Below are 16106 nucleotides of genomic sequence, written 5' to 3'. Positions count from 1 at the left end.
AGAAGAATTATGTTTCGAAATATCTTTATCACTTTAAAATGATATACAAGAAATCCAAGAAAAATAAGCGAACTGAATAAATAAAGATTCAATTAACGCATCAGTATTAGGATTCACTCTAAAACGATTAATAGTTTTATAAGAAGGTGTTTGATCTTGAGCTAACCACATCATTCGAATACTGTCATGAAGTAATTTCTCTATTCTACGACCAGAAAATACAGATTGAGTATATGCATATAAGATGATTTTTAACATCATCTTTGGATGATAGGATGTTGCGCCACGATGATGTCTGAATTCATCGAATTTGCTATCAGGTATCGTTTCAACAATTTCATTAACATGTCGCGAAATATCATTTTGAGGAATTCTAACAGAAGTTTTTATTGGTAGTGTAAGTTGGGCAAAGTGTCTTATTTTTTAAAGTATTTCAAAGTAAAATTACATGTTAATACGTAGTATTAATGGCGAGACTCCTGAGGGAGCAGTGCCAGTCGAAGACCGAGGCTGAGACGGCACCCTAGGAAAGCGAAGCCATTCAATACGAAGTATTGTATAAATAGAGAACAGCAGTAAGATATTTTCTAATTGAAAATTATCTTACTGCTGTTTTTTAGGGATTTATGTCCCAGCCTCTTACTCTAATTATATTCACTATCAATTAGACAAAATGGCCATTTTCAAATATCACGCGTTGTTTCTGACCTTGAATATATTTATTATAATTCTCTTTTTGAAAATCAGTTAACATTAATTTAGATGTACCGTATTTTAACACTTTTTGCATTTTTTCTATTCTCATTTTTCTAAATAACCATCCATCTTTTAACACAATACGATTAACAGCATCATATGATAATTCTACTGTTTCTTTAATTTCAAATGTCTTGAATGAAATAATCGTGCACATTAAAAACGTATCACCAAAGTAATAAACATCTAAATCATCACGTTTATGTTGTCCAACTAACAAACGACCATATTCGAACTCTTTTTCTGGATATTTCAATTCTAAAAAACTAATAATCTCTTCTTCTTTTAATTTGAATTGCATTTAAAAACATCCTCTCTTAAGTTTTAACAAGCCTTAATTAAAAATTTTTTCAATCACATAGTTCAATATACATCATTTCGTTATGTTTTTTAATACTTTGTTCAAAAACAAATATTTTATTCTTTAAAATAATGACTTTTGTATTTTTAATCACAATAAACATTTTAAAATTCTTGTTATCATAATCATTAAAAGGTATTAACCTTAATAATATATTCTCTCGTCTCAACCTTAATCGTATACTTCAGACGTCTGTTTGTAGACAATAAAAGTCATTCACGTCTTCATATGTCATCAAATGTTTATCATGATATGATGAATATAATAATCGGGTATATAACTGTATGATTAATTACACAATAAAGAGAAGGAATATAATATGAAAAAAGTGTCAATTAAAGATGTTGCTAGAGAAGCTGGTGTATCAGTTACAACTGTGTCACATATTTTAAATCATAATGATAGTCGTTTTTCCGCAACAACGATAAAAAACGTACATGCTGTTTCAGAACGTTTAGGCTATGCCCCTAATAAACATGCAAAACAATTGCGCGGCAGTAAAATTCAAACTATTGGCGTCATTTTGCCTAGCTTAACAAATCCGTTTTTCTCAGCACTGATGCAAAGTATTCATGACCATAAACCATCTGATGTTGATTTATGCTTTTTAACATCTACAGCAACTGATTTGTATGACAATATTAAACATTTAATTGATCGAGGTATTGACGGATTAATTATCGCACAATACATATCATCCCCGGACGCCCTAAATAACTATCTAAAGAAACATCATGTACCTTATGTCGTACTGGATCAAAATGACCATCAAGGCTATACAGATTTTGTTCGGACAAATGAATATCAAGGTGGACAACTTGCAGCACAACATTTAATAGAACTCGGTCACAACCATATGATAATTGTTGCACCATATGACATGATGGCGAATATGTCGACTCGTGTCGCTGGATTTGTCGATACTTTGCGCGCGAATCAATTGCCAGAACCACAAATCGTCCATACTGAATTATCTAAGCGCGGTGGGCTAACCATTGTTGATGACATCATGGTTCAATCTGCCACTGCAATCTTCGCTATTAACGATGAACTCGCTATTGGCATTTTACGAGGACTAATTGAACATGGCATCAGTATCCCGAAAGATATCTCATTAATAGGTTATGACGACATTGATTATGCAGCGTACGTCTCGCCACCTTTAACTACTGTGGCACAACCTATAACTGATATTGGCAAAACATCTTTAACCTTATTACTTCAACGATTACAGCACTTAGATAAATCCATTGATATGATTGAATTACCAACGACTTTAAAAATTCGTGCAACAACTGGCTATCATCTTTCAAACTAACTACGTATCTTCCGAAATATACTCATCATTGTTAGGCCCTTAGCGTTGCTTTAATGCTGAGGGTTTTTAATCATAATTATTTTACTAAGAAATTAAAATAATAATGTATGAATTTTTAAATATGATTTAAACGTTTTCAGTTTTTATGAAAACGCATGCATTTTACAAATAAAAATGGTACGATGGCACTGGTAAAACGTTTTACTAAAAACAAATCATGAGGTGTATAACATGAGCATTGTTGCATTACTTATCGGGTTAGGCCCCTTAATTGGCTGGGGCTTCTTCCCAACAGTCGCTTCAAAGTTTGGTGGTAAACCTGTACATCAAATTATCGGTGCTACTGTAGGTACGTTAATCTTCGCTATTTTATTAGCCGTAGTCACATCAAGTGGCTTCCCTACTGGAACCAATTTGCTATTCGCCTTATTATCAGGTGCAGGATGGGGATTCGGACAAATCATTACATTTAAAGCGTTCGAATTAGTCGGCTCATCTCGTGCCATGCCAGTCACAACAGCATTCCAATTATTAGGCGCATCTTTATGGGGTGTCTTTGCATTAGGAAATTGGCCAGGCATTGGTCATAAAATCATTGGATTTACAGCTTTAGTCGTTATTCTAATTGGAGCGCGTATGACAGTTTGGAGTGAACGCAAAGAAGCAAGTAACGCCAAAAATTTACGTCGTGCAGTGGTACTTCTGTTAATTGGTGAATTTGGATACTGGTTATATTCAGCTGCACCGCAAGCAACTTCTATTGATGGCCTAACTGCCTTTTTACCTCAAGCAATGGGTATGGTAATTGTTGCAGTCATTTATGGCTTTATGAATATGAAAGCAGAGAATCCATTCCGTAATAAAATTACGTGGTTACAAATTATTTCAGGTTTCTTCTTTGCATTTGGTGCTTTAACATATCTTATTTCAGCACAACCTAATATGAATGGTTTAGCAACTGGATTTATTCTTTCTCAAACATCCGTTGTGCTTGCTACATTAACTGGTATTTATTTCTTAAAACAACATAAAACGTCAAAAGAAATGGTTATTACAATCATCGGCTTAGTACTCATTTTAGTAGCCGCTTCTGTTACAGTATTTATAAAATAAGGAGTGTAGATGTCATGAAAAAATCAGCTGTTTTAAATGAACATATTTCAAAAGCAATCGCGACAATTGGTCATTTTGATTTATTAACGATTAATGACGCTGGCATGCCAATTCCAAATGATCATCGTCGTATCGACCTAGCTGTAACTAAAAACTTACCACGCTTTATTGATGTCTTAGCTACAGTGTTAGAAGAAATGGAAATCCAAAAAATATACTTAGCAGAAGAAATAAAAGAACATAACCCTACACAATTGCAACAAATTAAACAATTGATTTCATCGGAAATCGAAATCATTTTCATTCCTCACGAAGAAATGAAAAGTAACTTAGCTCACCCATTAAATAAAGGTAATATTCGTACTGGTGAAACAACGCCCTACTCTAATATTGCATTAGAATCGAATGTTACTTTTTAAAAGTTATAACTTGAAAGGAGCGTACACATGACCAACAAAGTTGTTATTTTAGGTTCAACGAATGTCGATCAATTTTTAACAGTTGAAAGATATGCACAACCAGGCGAAACATTACATGTTGAAGAAGCACAAAAAGCATTCGGCGGAGGTAAAGGTGCCAACCAGGCTATTGCCACTGCACGCATGCAAGCAGACACAACATTTATTACTAAAATTGGCACTGATGGCGTTGCTGATTTCATCTTAGAAGATTTTAAAGTAGCTCATATTGATACATCATATATTATCAAAACAGCTGAAGCAAAAACGGGCCAAGCCTTTATCACTGTGAATGCAGAAGGACAAAACACCATCTATGTTTATGGTGGTGCGAATATGACGATGACACCTGAAGATGTTATTAACGCAAAAGACGCTATAATCAATGCAGACTTTGTCGTTGCACAATTAGAAGTACCCATCCCGGCTATTATATCTGCATTTGAAATTGCCAAGGCACATGGTGTGACGACAGTATTAAATCCTGCACCAGCGAAAGCATTACCTAATGAATTATTATCATTAATCGATATTATTGTGCCAAACGAAACAGAAGCCGAATTGTTATCTGGGATTAAAGTAACTAATGAACAATCTATGAAAGACAATGCCAATTACTTTTTATCTATAGGCATTAAGACTGTTTTGATTACGCTAGGTAAGCAAGGTACATATTTTGCTACTAAAAATCAAAGCCAACACATCGAAGCTTATAAAGTAAATGCGATTGATACAACTGCTGCAGGCGACACATTTATTGGTGCATTTGTCAGTCGCTTAAACAAGTCGCAAGATAACTTAGCAGATGCTATTGATTTTGGTAATAAAGCGAGCTCACTCACTGTACAAAAACACGGCGCGCAAGCATCTATTCCTCTACTAGAAGAAGTAAATCAAGTTTAAATGAATCAAACACAGCTATGATATGAAGGTTTAGCATATAACATGCAACATTCGTATATCATGGCTGTGCTTTTTTATCTTTATAAAACATCATCTATTAGAAATAATTTTCCACTAAACCTATGCTTGTTGACTCATGTTTAGTTATAAATGAAGTGACAATTTTTTGTAATCTTTTTAACTTCCAAATTATCGCATATAAATATGCTATATTAATGATAATAATTATCAATTAAAAGGAGGTTATGCTATGTCTAAAGAAGCTGGTCATACATTTTTAGCTAAATTAGGAAAAACTCGTCTACGCCCCGGTGGTAAAGAAGCAACAGATTGGTTAATACAACAAGGGGCATTTTCACAAGATAAACAAGTGTTAGAAGTGGCATGTAATATGTGCACAACATCTATTTATCTAGCTCATACATATGGCTGTCACATTCAAGGCGTTGATATAAATAAGAAAGCATTAGAAAAAGCACAGGAAAACATTTCAGCAGCAGGTCTTGAATCATATATTCAAGTTCAACAAGCGAATGCTGTTAAATTGCCCTTTGATGACAATCAATTCGATATCGTTTTAAATGAAGCAATGTTAACAATGTTACCCATCGCCATAAAGGAAAAAGCATTACGCGAGTACTACCGAGTCTTAAAGCCTGGGGGTATCTTGTTAACACATGATATTGTCATCGTTAATGAATCACATGCCACACATGTTGTTAAATCATTATCTGCAGCAATTAATGTCAATGTCTCACCGCAGACGAAACTTGGCTGGTTAGATTTATATAATCAAGCTGGTTTTAATCATGTGCATTATCATACTGGTCCAATGAGTTTAATGACACCAAAAGGTTTAATTTATGACGAAGGTATTGTTGGAACTATAAAGATTATCAACAATGCTTTGAAAAAAGAAAATCGACCAATGTTTTGTAAAATGTTTAAAACGATGACTAAATTGCGTAAAGATATGAATTATATTACTTTTGTCGCTAAAAAAGAGCACTAAATATAATGCCACTAACTGTACTTTGTATCTATGTTTGACTATCACTTTAATTTCTTTGTGACACTAATCATCTACTTAACAATATCGTTATCGTTGATTAGTAAGTCATCAATTTTGGTTAAAGACTTTCATAAACACTCAAACATTAACACTATACATAGTTAGTGGCATTATTTTTTTCTTAAAATTTTAACATCACGGGATTGGAACAGAAATGATATTTTCGCAAAATTTATTTCTGTCCTTCCCCAACTTGCATTACCTGTAGAATTTCTTTTCGAATTTCTCTGTGTTGGGCCCCGCCAACTTGCATTACCTGTAGAATTTCTTTTCGAAATTCTTTGTGTTGGGGGCCCGCCATTATAACACTGTAGGTCCTACTATATTAATTTATGTCTCGGGCTCTAACCCTAAAATACTTATAATATACCTTTATAATTTATCTCCATTTGATGCTATCACTTGTTGATACCAATAGAACGAATCTTTTTTCAAGCGTTCCATCGTGCCATGACCATCATTATCTCGATCAACATATATTAAACCATAGCGTTTCTTCATTTCACCGGTTGTAAATGAAACAATATCAATGATTCCCCACGGTGTATAACCGATTAAATCTACACCATCTTGATCAACTGCTTCTATCGCTGCTGTAATATGTGCTTTTAAATATTCAATGCGATAATCATCATGAATATGTCCATCTACCACTTCATCAACTGCACCAAAACCATTTTCCACAATAAAAAGTGGTAACTGATAACGATCATATAACACATTCAATGTATATCTTAAGCCATCTGGATCAATCGCCCAACCCCAATCACTCGTTGCGATATGCGGATTCTCCACAGAATGATTCAAACCACCGTTGACGATGTTGTTTTCAACTGTAGTATCAACATCATGTTTTACAGCCGTAGACATGTAATAACTAAAGCCAATATAATCAACCGTGCCCTGCTGTAAAATACTGTCGTCCCCTTCTTGCCATCCAACATCATATCCTTTTCGTGCCAACATTTTTTTAGCATAGCTTGGATAATAACCTCTCACTTGGACATCCGGGAAAAAGAAACGTAAGCGATTCGCAATTTGTGCTTCCATCATATCTTTCGGATGACACGAATATGGATAAATGGGTACATGTGAAATCATTGTTCCAATCTTAAACTTCGGATTAATCTCTTTACCAAGACGAACTGCTAAAGCACTGGCTAAAAGTTCATGATGTGCTACTTGATACAAGACTTCTTCAGGATTATCATTTTCTGTCAATGCTACCCCAGAATTCGTCCATAAAAAGATAGGATTTGATGTGTCCATCTGATTATTAATTTCATTAAACGTCATCCAATATGTAACTTTATCTTTATATCTTTCAAATACAACACGCGCAAAATGCACAAAATAATCGACAACTTCTCTATTTCTAAATCCACCATAATGTTTCGCTAAATGAAGTGGCATCTCAAAATGTGATAACGTCACAACAGGTTCAATACCTTGTGCAATTAATTCATCAAAGATACGATCATAAAAGGCGAGTCCTTCTTCATTTGGCACATCTTCATCCCCATTCGGAAAGATACGTGTCCACGCAATCGACGTACGTAAACATTTCAATCCCATTTCTTTAAACAAGGCAATATCTTCCTTATAACGATGATAAAAATCAATACCTTCATGATTTGGATAATAGTGATTGGGATCTATAGATTCTGTAATCTGACGTGCTTTGCCATGTGCACCACTCGTCATAACATCAATTACACTTAACCCTTTACCACCTTTATCATATCCACCTTCAAATTGATTTGCGGCAAGAGCGCCACCCCACATGAAATTTTGCGGTAATTTTGTCATTATTACAACACACTCCTAGTTTTTAAATATTTTAAAAATAACATCTTCAGTCGTAATGATTTCATTCATTGTCAGTTCTACTTTTCCTAAATCGGCAGAGTTGCTAATAACGACAATAACGTCAGCATTGTAGCCTTGTTGTTGTATATATTGCTGGTCGAATTGCAACAACGTTTGCCCTGCTTCAACATGATCATTTTGCTTTACAAAGCACTTGAACCCTTTACCTTCCAAGTCAACTGTATTCACGCCAATATGAATGACTATGTCCACACCGTCTTCTGATTGAATACCAACTGCATGCTTAGTTGGTACAATCATAGATATTAAACCATTGAACGGTGCGATTACTTTGGATTCTTCATGAGCTTTGATTGCTAAGCCTTCACCTACCATTTTCTCTCTAAAAATTGAATCTCTTACTTCTTTAAGTAAAATACGACGACCAGCGATTGGTGCTTTCACTAAAATTGGTGTTGTTACTTTTACTTGAGGTGTATAACTTGTATCTTGACTATTAATATTGTCAGTATTCTCACTCTCTTCGACATTAGCATTCTTAATTAATCGCTGTAATTGCTGATACACTTCATCGATATTTCCATTTAATTTTATGACTAACTGCGTATCATTTTCTGCTACAGATGTCACATCAACTATTTGTTTCACTTCATTTGCTGTAGAAGGAATTGTATGTTGCATATGAATTGTAATGCACTTCGTATCATACGTTGCATCAACAATGTTTTCGACACCACCTACAGCTGTAAGAATGTCTTGGGCTTGTTCTTTATATTTATTGCTCATAAATATTACCCCCTCAACTTGATAGTAGAATGAAAATGTATTTACTTACCTCCAATTATAATTGTACCGGTTCAATTTGTAAACGCCGATACAATTATAATATTTTGTGCTATAATAATTACAGACAAAGTGAAACGAGGACAGAATATTGTTAAAGTATGAACATATTGCTAAGCAACTTAATGCGTTTATACATCAATCTAATTTCAAACCCGGTGATAAATTGCCAAGCGTGACGCAATTAAAAGAACGTTATCAAGTAAGTAAGAGTACTATCATTAAAGCATTAGGCTTATTGGAACAAGATGGTTTGATCTATCAAGCACAAGGCAGTGGTATTTATGTGAGAAATATTGCTGATGCCAATCGTATCAACGTCTTTAAGACTAATGGTTTCTCTAAAAGTTTAGGTGAACACCGAATGACAAGTAAGGTACTTGTTTTTAAGGAGATTGCAACGCCACCTAAATCTGTACAAGATGAGCTCCAATTAAATGCAGATGATACCGTCTACTATTTAGAGCGATTAAGATTCGTGGACGATGATGTTTTATGTATCGAATATTCTTATTATCATAAAGAAATCGTGAAATATTTAAATGATGATATTGCTAAGGGCTCTATCTTCGACTATTTAGAATCAAACATGAAACTTCGTATTGGTTTTTCAGATATTTTCTTTAATGTAGATCAACTCACTTCAAGTGAAGCTTCATTACTACAATTGTCTACAGGTGAACCATGTTTACGTTACCACCAGACTTTTTATACAATGACTGGCAAACCCTTTGATTCATCTGACATCGTATTTCATTATCGTCATGCACAGTTTTATATTCCTAGTAAAAAGTAATAAATACATAAAAACGTCTATATCCCAGTTATAAACTGGAGTATAGACGTTTTTTTACGATAATAACAATGGCTCAAATTGCTATTATCTTGCTTAGGTTTTTCGTTTTAGAAGAATATTGCTACAAAGACAGGCACAACTGCTACAACAACTACACCAACTAACACTAAAGCTATACTTGCCATTGATTCTTCTACAGGTCCTAATTCTTTGGCTGGTGCTACACCTAATGTGTGACCACTTGTTCCAAGTGCTAATCCTCGGGCAATAGGGTTAGTAATTCGGAAAAGCTTTAAGAATTTATTACCTAGGGCATAAATAATGACACCATTTAAAATAACTGCTAATGATGTTAATTCTTTTATACCACCGATACCAGCTGATACTGGTAACGCAATCGCTGTAGTTGCTGCTTGAGGTAACATTGATAAAATAACATCATTGGCAAATTGTGCTAACTTCGCAAAAGTTAAAATAATTAATAACGCTACAACTGTACCGATACCAATACCTCCGATGATACGATGCCAATGTTTAACAAGCACTTCACGCTTTTTATATAACGGAATCGCAAAACAGATTGTTGCCGGTTCTAAGAAGAAGTAAATAATGTCTCCACCTATTTTGTAAGTCTTATACGGAATGCCTGTTAAATAGAGGAAGGCCACACCAAATACCATACTGACAAATAGCGGTGCGAATAAGAAGAAACGATTAGTTTTTTCAAATAATATGGTCGCTAAGAAAAATGGTATAACGGATAACAGTATTCCGAAGTAAGGTGTGTTTAGTGCTAAGTGGTTAATCATGAGCTTGTGCCTCCTCTATTTTGATCTTTTTTGTGACTTTGTCACCTTTAGATCTCGAAGTAACTTTCATAATAATTTGTGTGACATAGCCAGTACAAATAAGTAATAGTATTGTTGAGACGATTATTAGTCCAATGATTAAAAATGGTGCTTGGCTAATGACACCTAAAGAGTTAACAACTGAGATACCGGCTGGTACGAAGAGTAAGCCAATGTTATTTGTTAGTGTCGTTCCTACTTTTTCGACTTCGCCTAACTTAACAGCACCAGTACATAATAATACAAATAATAATACTAAACCGATTACTGATGCAGGCATAGGAATTGGCATAAATGATTCAATTATTTTCGATACAAAGAGTACTAAAGCAATTACAATGACTTGGTGAAAAAAGTGTGCTGGTTTTGATGCGTCTTTTTGTTGTTTCACGACCATTGCCTCCTACGTTTGATTTAACTAAAGTATAGATGGCTCACTTCGATTTGCGTGATTTTTAGTCCGAAATACAAAATATCATAGGTAAAATGCATAAAAAAAAGGATTACTGTTAAAGTAATCCTATCGACGCTTTAAAATCTTTCATAAATGAACGTCCAACTTGCATCTTGACACCATTTGTCAATATTACCATATAAGTATAGTTAAACCATTGTTGCACTTCTTTAATGTGTTTCGTGTTAATAATATATGAACGATGAATACGTATAAAATAAGTGGGATTCAATCGTTTTTCATAACGATTCAATGGCTCTGTTGTTTCGTATTTATGATTCGTTGTATGTATGGTTGTAATACCATTATGTGTGCCAATCCCAATAATATTTTGTTGCTTTAACATGTGAATTTTATCGTCAATTTCAACAGGTAAGCTTTGATCAAAATTCGCCGACATATCATTCGCAATTGCACTTGCGTTATTATCATCTTTGGCTTTAGTCGCACGCACTTTATTGACTGCTTGTTCAATACGTTTTTGACCAAACGGTTTCAAAATATAGTCTGTCGCATTTAATTCAAATGCCTGTACTGCGTATTGGTCATGTGCAGTTGCAAAAATAATCGCAGGTGGCTCTTTCATCTTTTGAATCTTAGCTCCTAATTCGATCCCATTTTCATCCATTAAATTGACATCTAAAAATATAATGTCATATTGATTGATCAGTAGTGCTTCCAATGTTTCTTTTACATTTTCTGCCTCATTAATTTCTTCAAAACCACCAATTTCATTTAATAAATATGTTAATTCATTACGTGCTAATGGCTCATCATCTATGATTAATGCTTTCATATTTATTCCTCCTCTTGTCTTTCATAAGGAAGTACACACCAAAAAGTGGTACCGCTCGATGTCGATTCAAATTGTAATGCTGCGGATTTTCCAAATAATCCTTTTAGGCGTAAGTTTAAATTTTCTAAAGCACTACCAGTTCCAGACTCTGATTCTACAGATGTTTCTCCCAACAAATGCATTTTATCTTTAGAAATACCCTGACCATTATCTTGTACAATAATACGTACATGTGTTGCAGTTTCTTTAATCACTGACACGTCAATATCGTTACCTTGCTTTCGATTCGTAAACGCATGTTTGATGGCATTTTCAACTAAAATTTGAATTAAAAATGGTGGTACAAGCACATCGCGATATTTGTCTTCAACATTAATATTGATATTAAATCTTCCTGGATAACGTGCTTGTTCGAGTGATAAGTATGCACGCACTTGACTTAACTCTTTATCTAAAGTAATCGTATGTTGCTTAGAGCCTTGTAAATTCGCTCTGAAAAAATAACTCAATTCTAATAGTAACTCTCGTGCCTTTTCGCTATTTATTCTAACTAAAGCTGAGATCGTGTTAATTGAATTGAAGAAAAAATGTGGACTCACTTGTGCCTGTAATGACTTAATCTCAGCATCTTTCAATAACTTACTTTGCGTTTCGGCTTCACCAAGTTCAATTTGGCTACTAAAAATATTTGCCAATCCTTCTGCAAGTTGACGTTCCACAAAAGTTAAATCATTAGGGTTTGTAAAATACATCTTCAATGTACCGACGATAGAACCATGCATCTCAAGTGGTATCACGATAGCTGCTCTAAGCGGGCAATTCGGATGACTACAACCAATCTCTTCTTTAGTATGAACTTCTTTCAACTTTCCTGATTTCAATACATCTTTAGACAGACTTGTTAATATTTCATTTGTTGGTATGTGATGATCACTACCTGCACCTACATGCGATAAGATTTCATTTTTGCTTGTAATTGCTACGGCAGATACTTTCATTAAATTTTTAATAATCATCGCAATTTGCTGTGCCGATTCTCTATTCAATCCTTCTTTAAAATACGGCAATGTCTGGTTCATCAATTGCAGTACATCATGTGTTTGAACAGCCTTCATTTGCTCCTCTTGCTTTAATGTTGAAATGATAATAGACATAAAAATCGCCGTACCAACGCTATTAACAATAATCATTGGTAGTGCAATTAATGATATGAGGTCAACCGCATATGCTTTGTCGTGGGAAAATGTTAAAATGCTCAACATTTGAATCATTTCCATAACAATTCCAATCATGGCACTTTTCGCAATACTCGGGTAACGCTTGCGTCTTTGAGCTTGTAAGCCAAAATAACCAGCAATTATACCAATAAATATAGATGAGATAAGATAAACTTGTGCATCCGCCCCACCCATATACACTCTGAAAATACCTGAAATAACGCCAACAAATAGACCTACAAAAGGGCCACCAACTAATCCTGCGACACCTATCGTTAATACACGTGTGTTAGCTAAAGATACATCATCATCTAAACGGAAGTACACACTTCCTGACAAACTATGTTGATGATCGATGACGATACCAGTTAAATTAGACATTAAGGCAAACAAACTGAAAATAATACATAATTGCCAACGTGCTTTCCATGTACGTCGACGATTCATTAAGTTTTTAAAATATGGAATATTCATCAACACATAGGCCAAAATAATAATTAAACCTACACGCTCAAGTAATAACATTGTTAGCGATAGCACGATAGCACCTCAGTGAATTATAATTATGTTTATTTTATCATAATAGTGCATGTAAAATTCATGAATAAATTATTAAAAAAACACGCTACTATTTAATTATCTATACCATTAAATTTTCATATCAATTTTTATGCTAAGTTGACCATTTTTCTTTTCAAATAATGCTGTTTATGTCACTATTATGACTTTTATACATAGCGAAAAACTGCTGGACTTATTTTTGCCAACAGTTTCTAATCGCGTTATTTATGATACTTTTTTAAATAATACGTGATTCTCTAAATGTACGTGTTCATGTGTTAACACTTCAAGTGCTTTTAATCTCTGATAAACAAGTCGCCAAGTACCACACGCTTCTATCGGAGGTTCATAACTAGATGTTAATTCGCTCATTTTTACTAACAATTCTCCCGTTGCAATGTGGTCTGAAACTAAATCATCTATCACAGTATTAATATCGTCTACTACCTCACCTTGCTCATATTTAATGAGTTTTGGAAAATCGACATCGTCTTCTTTTTGCATATGCTCTAACATGCCATTTTTAAATGTATCGTATGTTTCTTTTAACTCAACTAAATATGGATGATTAGGTCCATGTACTTTCGATAACTTCGTCACATAAGGTGTTAAATTTTTAAATTCTTCTCTTAGAGGTTCATGATATGCTGATTGAATATATTGAATAAGTGATGAAACATTTAAAAATTTAGGATTTAACGAACCTGGTGTATTCGTTTGTTCAACGTCGTTGAGACGCTGTAATAATTCGTTCAAATCTACATTTTTCTTTTCTAAGGCTGCTGCTTCTATACTTACTTGTCCGCCACAACAAAAATCTATTCCCACACTTCTAAAAATATCCGCTGCTTTCGGATAATCAGTTACTACATCTGCTACTATGTCATTTTTATTTATCATTATAGATAACCTCCTCATTTCCAGTGTATACAATTTAATGTATATGAAAATGAAAATCAGGGAAATGTCATAATCATGTCATAAACAGCAAAATAAAGCCCTCAAATCATGTTGGCTCACAATGATTTGAGGGCATTTATTATTTATTTAGTGGATAAGTGATATGTGCAGTGTTTAACTTAACAATATTTTTGAAGTCTCGCTTTTTAATATCTTTGCTAAGTAAGATTTGCACTTCGTTTTCTGATGTTTGGCTTAACATTCCCATCACCATGTCGTCTTTTAGTACGACACTAGCCATACCTTCTTCAAATACATAACCACGATCCAGACCAGTTAAAATGATTTTGTTTTTACCTTTTAACTTCAATGAGATTGAATCCGTTAATGTAATAGCTGTAAAGTATAACGAAATGTTATTAAAGTCTTTTGTGAAATACGGTGTTAATCTATAAAAATCATTATTCAAATGAATTAATGCACTTGTTTCTGCAGTATATGCATATTTATTACGTTGATTACCAACACGCACTTCAAATACTTCCGTACCTATTTGGACTTCTAAGAAAACATCCCAAATTTTTTCTTTAGGTAAATACGCTTTAATATCTTCTAACATAATGTTAAAACGATATTGTTTATTCGCATTGACACTTAAAGGTACATACATTGTGTGCTTCTTGTTTCGTGAATGTAATTTAAGTCTGACATCATAATGTCCTTCGCCAATCATAAATTCATTTAACGTTAGCTCTGTAACAATTTTATGATTATCAAATTTAAATGCTGTCATTTTCACTTTTGGCTTAGCGATATCAATGCCTTTAAAGTATGGTTCGCCTTCATTGAATTGAATGTTTAATTTACCATCTACAATATCAAAACGGTAGTATTGACCTTGACGGTAACTTTCTTCCACAGTTCTATAGTTGTCTATATCTTTCGCTCTCGCGTAGTGCAACAATGGTCGTAATTTACTCATCACCAATGCATCTACACGTTCTGGAACTGCTTGTATAAAGTCTCCTAGAGCATTAATCCATTGTGGTTGATCTTCTAGTTTAACTTTAAGTGAGAAGCCATTCGTACGAGAAAAACTAAAATGACGATTTAAAAATTCTGCTAAGATTTGATTTTTATGGGCTTCTTCTAAATCTGCATTTAATATTTCTACAGCAATCAATCTCATGACTTCATAAAAGTCTTCAGGTGAAACATACGCACTACTCATATGTTCACCTTCACGCTTTGTAGCATAATAATACGCTTTATCACTTAACACACTGATTCGATTTGCATTTAAATATGCTTTCATTGTAAATAATTGATCTTCTGCACTCTTTAATTCTTCTGGAAAATAAATGTCATTATCTTTTAGTAATGCTGTTCTATAGATTTTAGTCGGGCTTAAAGTATAGATAATTCTTGAATTTAACAAAGTAACTTCAGGTGCTGTTTCTTTAAACATAGATTGTGGTACACCACGACCATTAACACCTTTCATTTTAATCAATAAGACATCTGAGTGATGTTCATCAATAAATGCTGCTGCATCCTTTAAAGTCTCTTTGTTTATATAGTCATCGGAGTCCACAAATAATACAAATTCACCTTCTGCTTGTTTTAACGCCACATTTCTAGGTTTACCTGGACCACCAGAATTTGTTTCGAGTTGACTTACTTTCAAGTTCAATTTATTGCGATACTTTTCAACTATTTGTAACGTTTGATCTGTTGAACAGTCATCAACTACAACCACTTCAAATTCAGTTTTCGGAAAATCTTGTTTCGCAAGGCTATTAAGTAATTCTGTTATATACTTTTCTGAATTGTATGTTGGAACTATTACTGAAAATTTCATCATTATACCTCTCCCACTT

General features: G+C 33.9%; 17 protein-coding genes and 1 pseudogene. 6 read left to right on the top strand and 12 right to left on the bottom strand.

Going from position 1 to position 16106, the window contains the following annotated elements; translation table 11 throughout:
• Positions 1–69: 69 nt before the first annotated feature.
• The 3 genes and pseudogenes from AA076_RS14305 to AA076_RS14300 form a co-directional block, all read right to left on the bottom strand.
• Positions 70–420 (bottom strand): annotated as a pseudogene (locus tag AA076_RS14305) (IS1182 family transposase); the annotation flags it as partial.
• 244 nt (positions 421–664) lie between these two features.
• Positions 665–1057, bottom strand: coding sequence for a hypothetical protein (locus tag AA076_RS01155; RefSeq protein WP_001836347.1), 393 nt, complete (start codon positions 1055–1057; stop codon positions 665–667).
• A 49-nt stretch (positions 1058–1106) separates the two neighbouring features.
• A complete protein-coding gene (locus tag AA076_RS14300) occupies positions 1107–1286 on the bottom strand; it encodes an NADH dehydrogenase (protein WP_001791651.1) in 180 nt (59 codons plus the stop codon).
• 150 nt (positions 1287–1436) lie between these two features.
• Here AA076_RS14300 and rbsR point away from each other — a divergent pair, with 150 nt between their 5' ends.
• The 4 genes from rbsR to rbsK all read left to right on the top strand — a co-directional run bounded on the left by rbsR (position 1437) and on the right by rbsK (position 4909).
• Positions 1437–2435, top strand: a complete 999-nt coding sequence (gene rbsR / locus AA076_RS01145) for a ribose utilization transcriptional repressor RbsR (RefSeq protein ID WP_000757880.1) — start codon at positions 1437–1439, stop codon at positions 2433–2435.
• Positions 2436–2666: 231 nt separating this feature from the next.
• A complete protein-coding gene (gene rbsU, locus AA076_RS01140; RefSeq protein ID WP_000029212.1) occupies positions 2667–3548 on the top strand; it encodes a ribose/proton symporter RbsU in 882 nt (293 codons plus the stop codon).
• A gap of 14 nt (positions 3549–3562) precedes the next feature.
• Positions 3563–3967, top strand: coding sequence for a D-ribose pyranase (gene rbsD / locus AA076_RS01135; protein ID WP_000747873.1), 405 nt, complete (start codon positions 3563–3565; stop codon positions 3965–3967).
• A 27-nt stretch (positions 3968–3994) separates the two neighbouring features.
• Entirely contained in the window at positions 3995–4909 is a 915-nt protein-coding gene (gene rbsK, locus AA076_RS01130) for a ribokinase (protein ID WP_000182751.1), read from the top strand.
• A 97-nt stretch (positions 4910–5006) separates the two neighbouring features.
• Here rbsK and AA076_RS14295 read toward each other — a convergent pair whose 3' ends face one another.
• Entirely contained in the window at positions 5007–5141 is a 135-nt protein-coding gene (locus tag AA076_RS14295) for a hypothetical protein (protein ID WP_001789860.1), read from the bottom strand.
• Between the two features lie 18 nt (positions 5142–5159).
• Between AA076_RS14295 and AA076_RS01120 the strand changes: the two genes are divergently transcribed.
• Complete coding sequence (locus AA076_RS01120; protein ID WP_000031268.1) at positions 5160–5921, top strand: class I SAM-dependent methyltransferase; 762 nt, start codon at positions 5160–5162, stop codon at positions 5919–5921.
• Between the two features lie 432 nt (positions 5922–6353).
• Here AA076_RS01120 and AA076_RS01110 read toward each other — a convergent pair whose 3' ends face one another.
• Together AA076_RS01110 and AA076_RS01105 are read right to left on the bottom strand one after the other, a co-directional pair.
• Complete coding sequence (locus tag AA076_RS01110; protein WP_000163988.1) at positions 6354–7790, bottom strand: 6-phospho-beta-glucosidase; 1437 nt, start codon at positions 7788–7790, stop codon at positions 6354–6356.
• A 15-nt stretch (positions 7791–7805) separates the two neighbouring features.
• Positions 7806–8597 (bottom strand): PTS sugar transporter subunit IIAB, encoded by a 792-nt coding sequence (locus tag AA076_RS01105; RefSeq protein WP_001836346.1) that lies wholly within the window; start codon positions 8595–8597, stop codon positions 7806–7808.
• Positions 8598–8745: 148 nt separating this feature from the next.
• Here AA076_RS01105 and AA076_RS01100 point away from each other — a divergent pair, with 148 nt between their 5' ends.
• Complete coding sequence (locus AA076_RS01100; RefSeq protein ID WP_000922329.1) at positions 8746–9450, top strand: GntR family transcriptional regulator; 705 nt, start codon at positions 8746–8748, stop codon at positions 9448–9450.
• A gap of 107 nt (positions 9451–9557) precedes the next feature.
• On the opposite strand, the gene lrgB is transcribed toward AA076_RS01100, so the two are convergent.
• The 6 genes from lrgB to tarS all read right to left on the bottom strand — a co-directional run bounded on the left by lrgB (position 9558) and on the right by tarS (position 16090).
• Positions 9558–10259, bottom strand: coding sequence for an antiholin-like protein LrgB (gene lrgB / locus AA076_RS01095; protein ID WP_000607067.1), 702 nt, complete (start codon positions 10257–10259; stop codon positions 9558–9560).
• The gene (gene lrgA, locus AA076_RS01090; RefSeq protein ID WP_001792906.1) at positions 10252–10695 is read right to left on the bottom strand and encodes an antiholin-like murein hydrolase modulator LrgA; all 444 of its coding nucleotides are present in this window, start codon (positions 10693–10695) and stop codon (positions 10252–10254) included. Before lrgA ends, lrgB begins: the two co-directional genes overlap by 8 nt.
• A 112-nt stretch (positions 10696–10807) precedes the next feature.
• Complete coding sequence (locus AA076_RS01085) at positions 10808–11548, bottom strand: response regulator transcription factor LytR (RefSeq protein ID WP_000645452.1); 741 nt, start codon at positions 11546–11548, stop codon at positions 10808–10810.
• Positions 11549–11550: 2 nt separating this feature from the next.
• Positions 11551–13305, bottom strand: a complete 1755-nt coding sequence (locus AA076_RS01080) for a sensor histidine kinase (RefSeq protein ID WP_000950281.1) — start codon at positions 13303–13305, stop codon at positions 11551–11553.
• A gap of 246 nt (positions 13306–13551) precedes the next feature.
• Positions 13552–14226 (bottom strand): iron-sulfur cluster repair di-iron protein ScdA, encoded by a 675-nt coding sequence (gene scdA / locus AA076_RS01075; RefSeq protein ID WP_000608826.1) that lies wholly within the window; start codon positions 14224–14226, stop codon positions 13552–13554.
• 139 nt (positions 14227–14365) lie between these two features.
• On the bottom strand, positions 14366–16090 hold the full coding sequence (gene tarS, locus AA076_RS01070) for a poly(ribitol-phosphate) beta-N-acetylglucosaminyltransferase (protein ID WP_000975357.1): 1725 nt from the start codon (positions 16088–16090) through the stop codon (positions 14366–14368).
• Positions 16091–16106: the final 16 nt, after the last annotated feature.

It is taken from the genome of Staphylococcus aureus, assembly GCF_001027105.1.
GTDB classification, from domain to species: Bacteria; Bacillota; Bacilli; order Staphylococcales; family Staphylococcaceae; genus Staphylococcus; species Staphylococcus aureus.
This window is presented reverse-complemented; position numbering and strand designations above follow the sequence as displayed.

What these genes read in the sequence shown, in the direction of transcription:
- AA076_RS01120 (WP_000031268.1), top strand. Translation starts at nt 5,160, where the DNA reads ATGTCTAAAGAAGCTGGTCATACATTTTTAGCTAAATTAGGAAAAACT.
- rbsR (WP_000757880.1), top strand. Translation starts at nt 1,437, where the DNA reads ATGAAAAAAGTGTCAATTAAAGATGTTGCTAGAGAAGCTGGTGTATCA.
- rbsU (WP_000029212.1), top strand. Translation starts at nt 2,667, where the DNA reads ATGAGCATTGTTGCATTACTTATCGGGTTAGGCCCCTTAATTGGCTGG.
- AA076_RS01110 (WP_000163988.1), bottom strand. Translation starts at nt 7,790, where the DNA reads ATGACAAAATTACCGCAAAATTTCATGTGGGGTGGCGCTCTTGCCGCA.
- rbsK (WP_000182751.1), top strand. Translation starts at nt 3,995, where the DNA reads ATGACCAACAAAGTTGTTATTTTAGGTTCAACGAATGTCGATCAATTT.
- AA076_RS01155 (WP_001836347.1), bottom strand. Translation starts at nt 1,057, where the DNA reads ATGCAATTCAAATTAAAAGAAGAAGAGATTATTAGTTTTTTAGAATTG.
- lrgB (WP_000607067.1), bottom strand. Translation starts at nt 10,259, where the DNA reads ATGATTAACCACTTAGCACTAAACACACCTTACTTCGGAATACTGTTA.
- rbsD (WP_000747873.1), top strand. Translation starts at nt 3,563, where the DNA reads ATGAAAAAATCAGCTGTTTTAAATGAACATATTTCAAAAGCAATCGCG.
- AA076_RS01105 (WP_001836346.1), bottom strand. Translation starts at nt 8,597, where the DNA reads ATGAGCAATAAATATAAAGAACAAGCCCAAGACATTCTTACAGCTGTA.
- scdA (WP_000608826.1), bottom strand. Translation starts at nt 14,226, where the DNA reads ATGATAAATAAAAATGACATAGTAGCAGATGTAGTAACTGATTATCCG.
- AA076_RS01085 (WP_000645452.1), bottom strand. Translation starts at nt 11,548, where the DNA reads ATGAAAGCATTAATCATAGATGATGAGCCATTAGCACGTAATGAATTA.
- tarS (WP_000975357.1), bottom strand. Translation starts at nt 16,090, where the DNA reads ATGATGAAATTTTCAGTAATAGTTCCAACATACAATTCAGAAAAGTAT.
- lrgA (WP_001792906.1), bottom strand. Translation starts at nt 10,695, where the DNA reads ATGGTCGTGAAACAACAAAAAGACGCATCAAAACCAGCACACTTTTTT.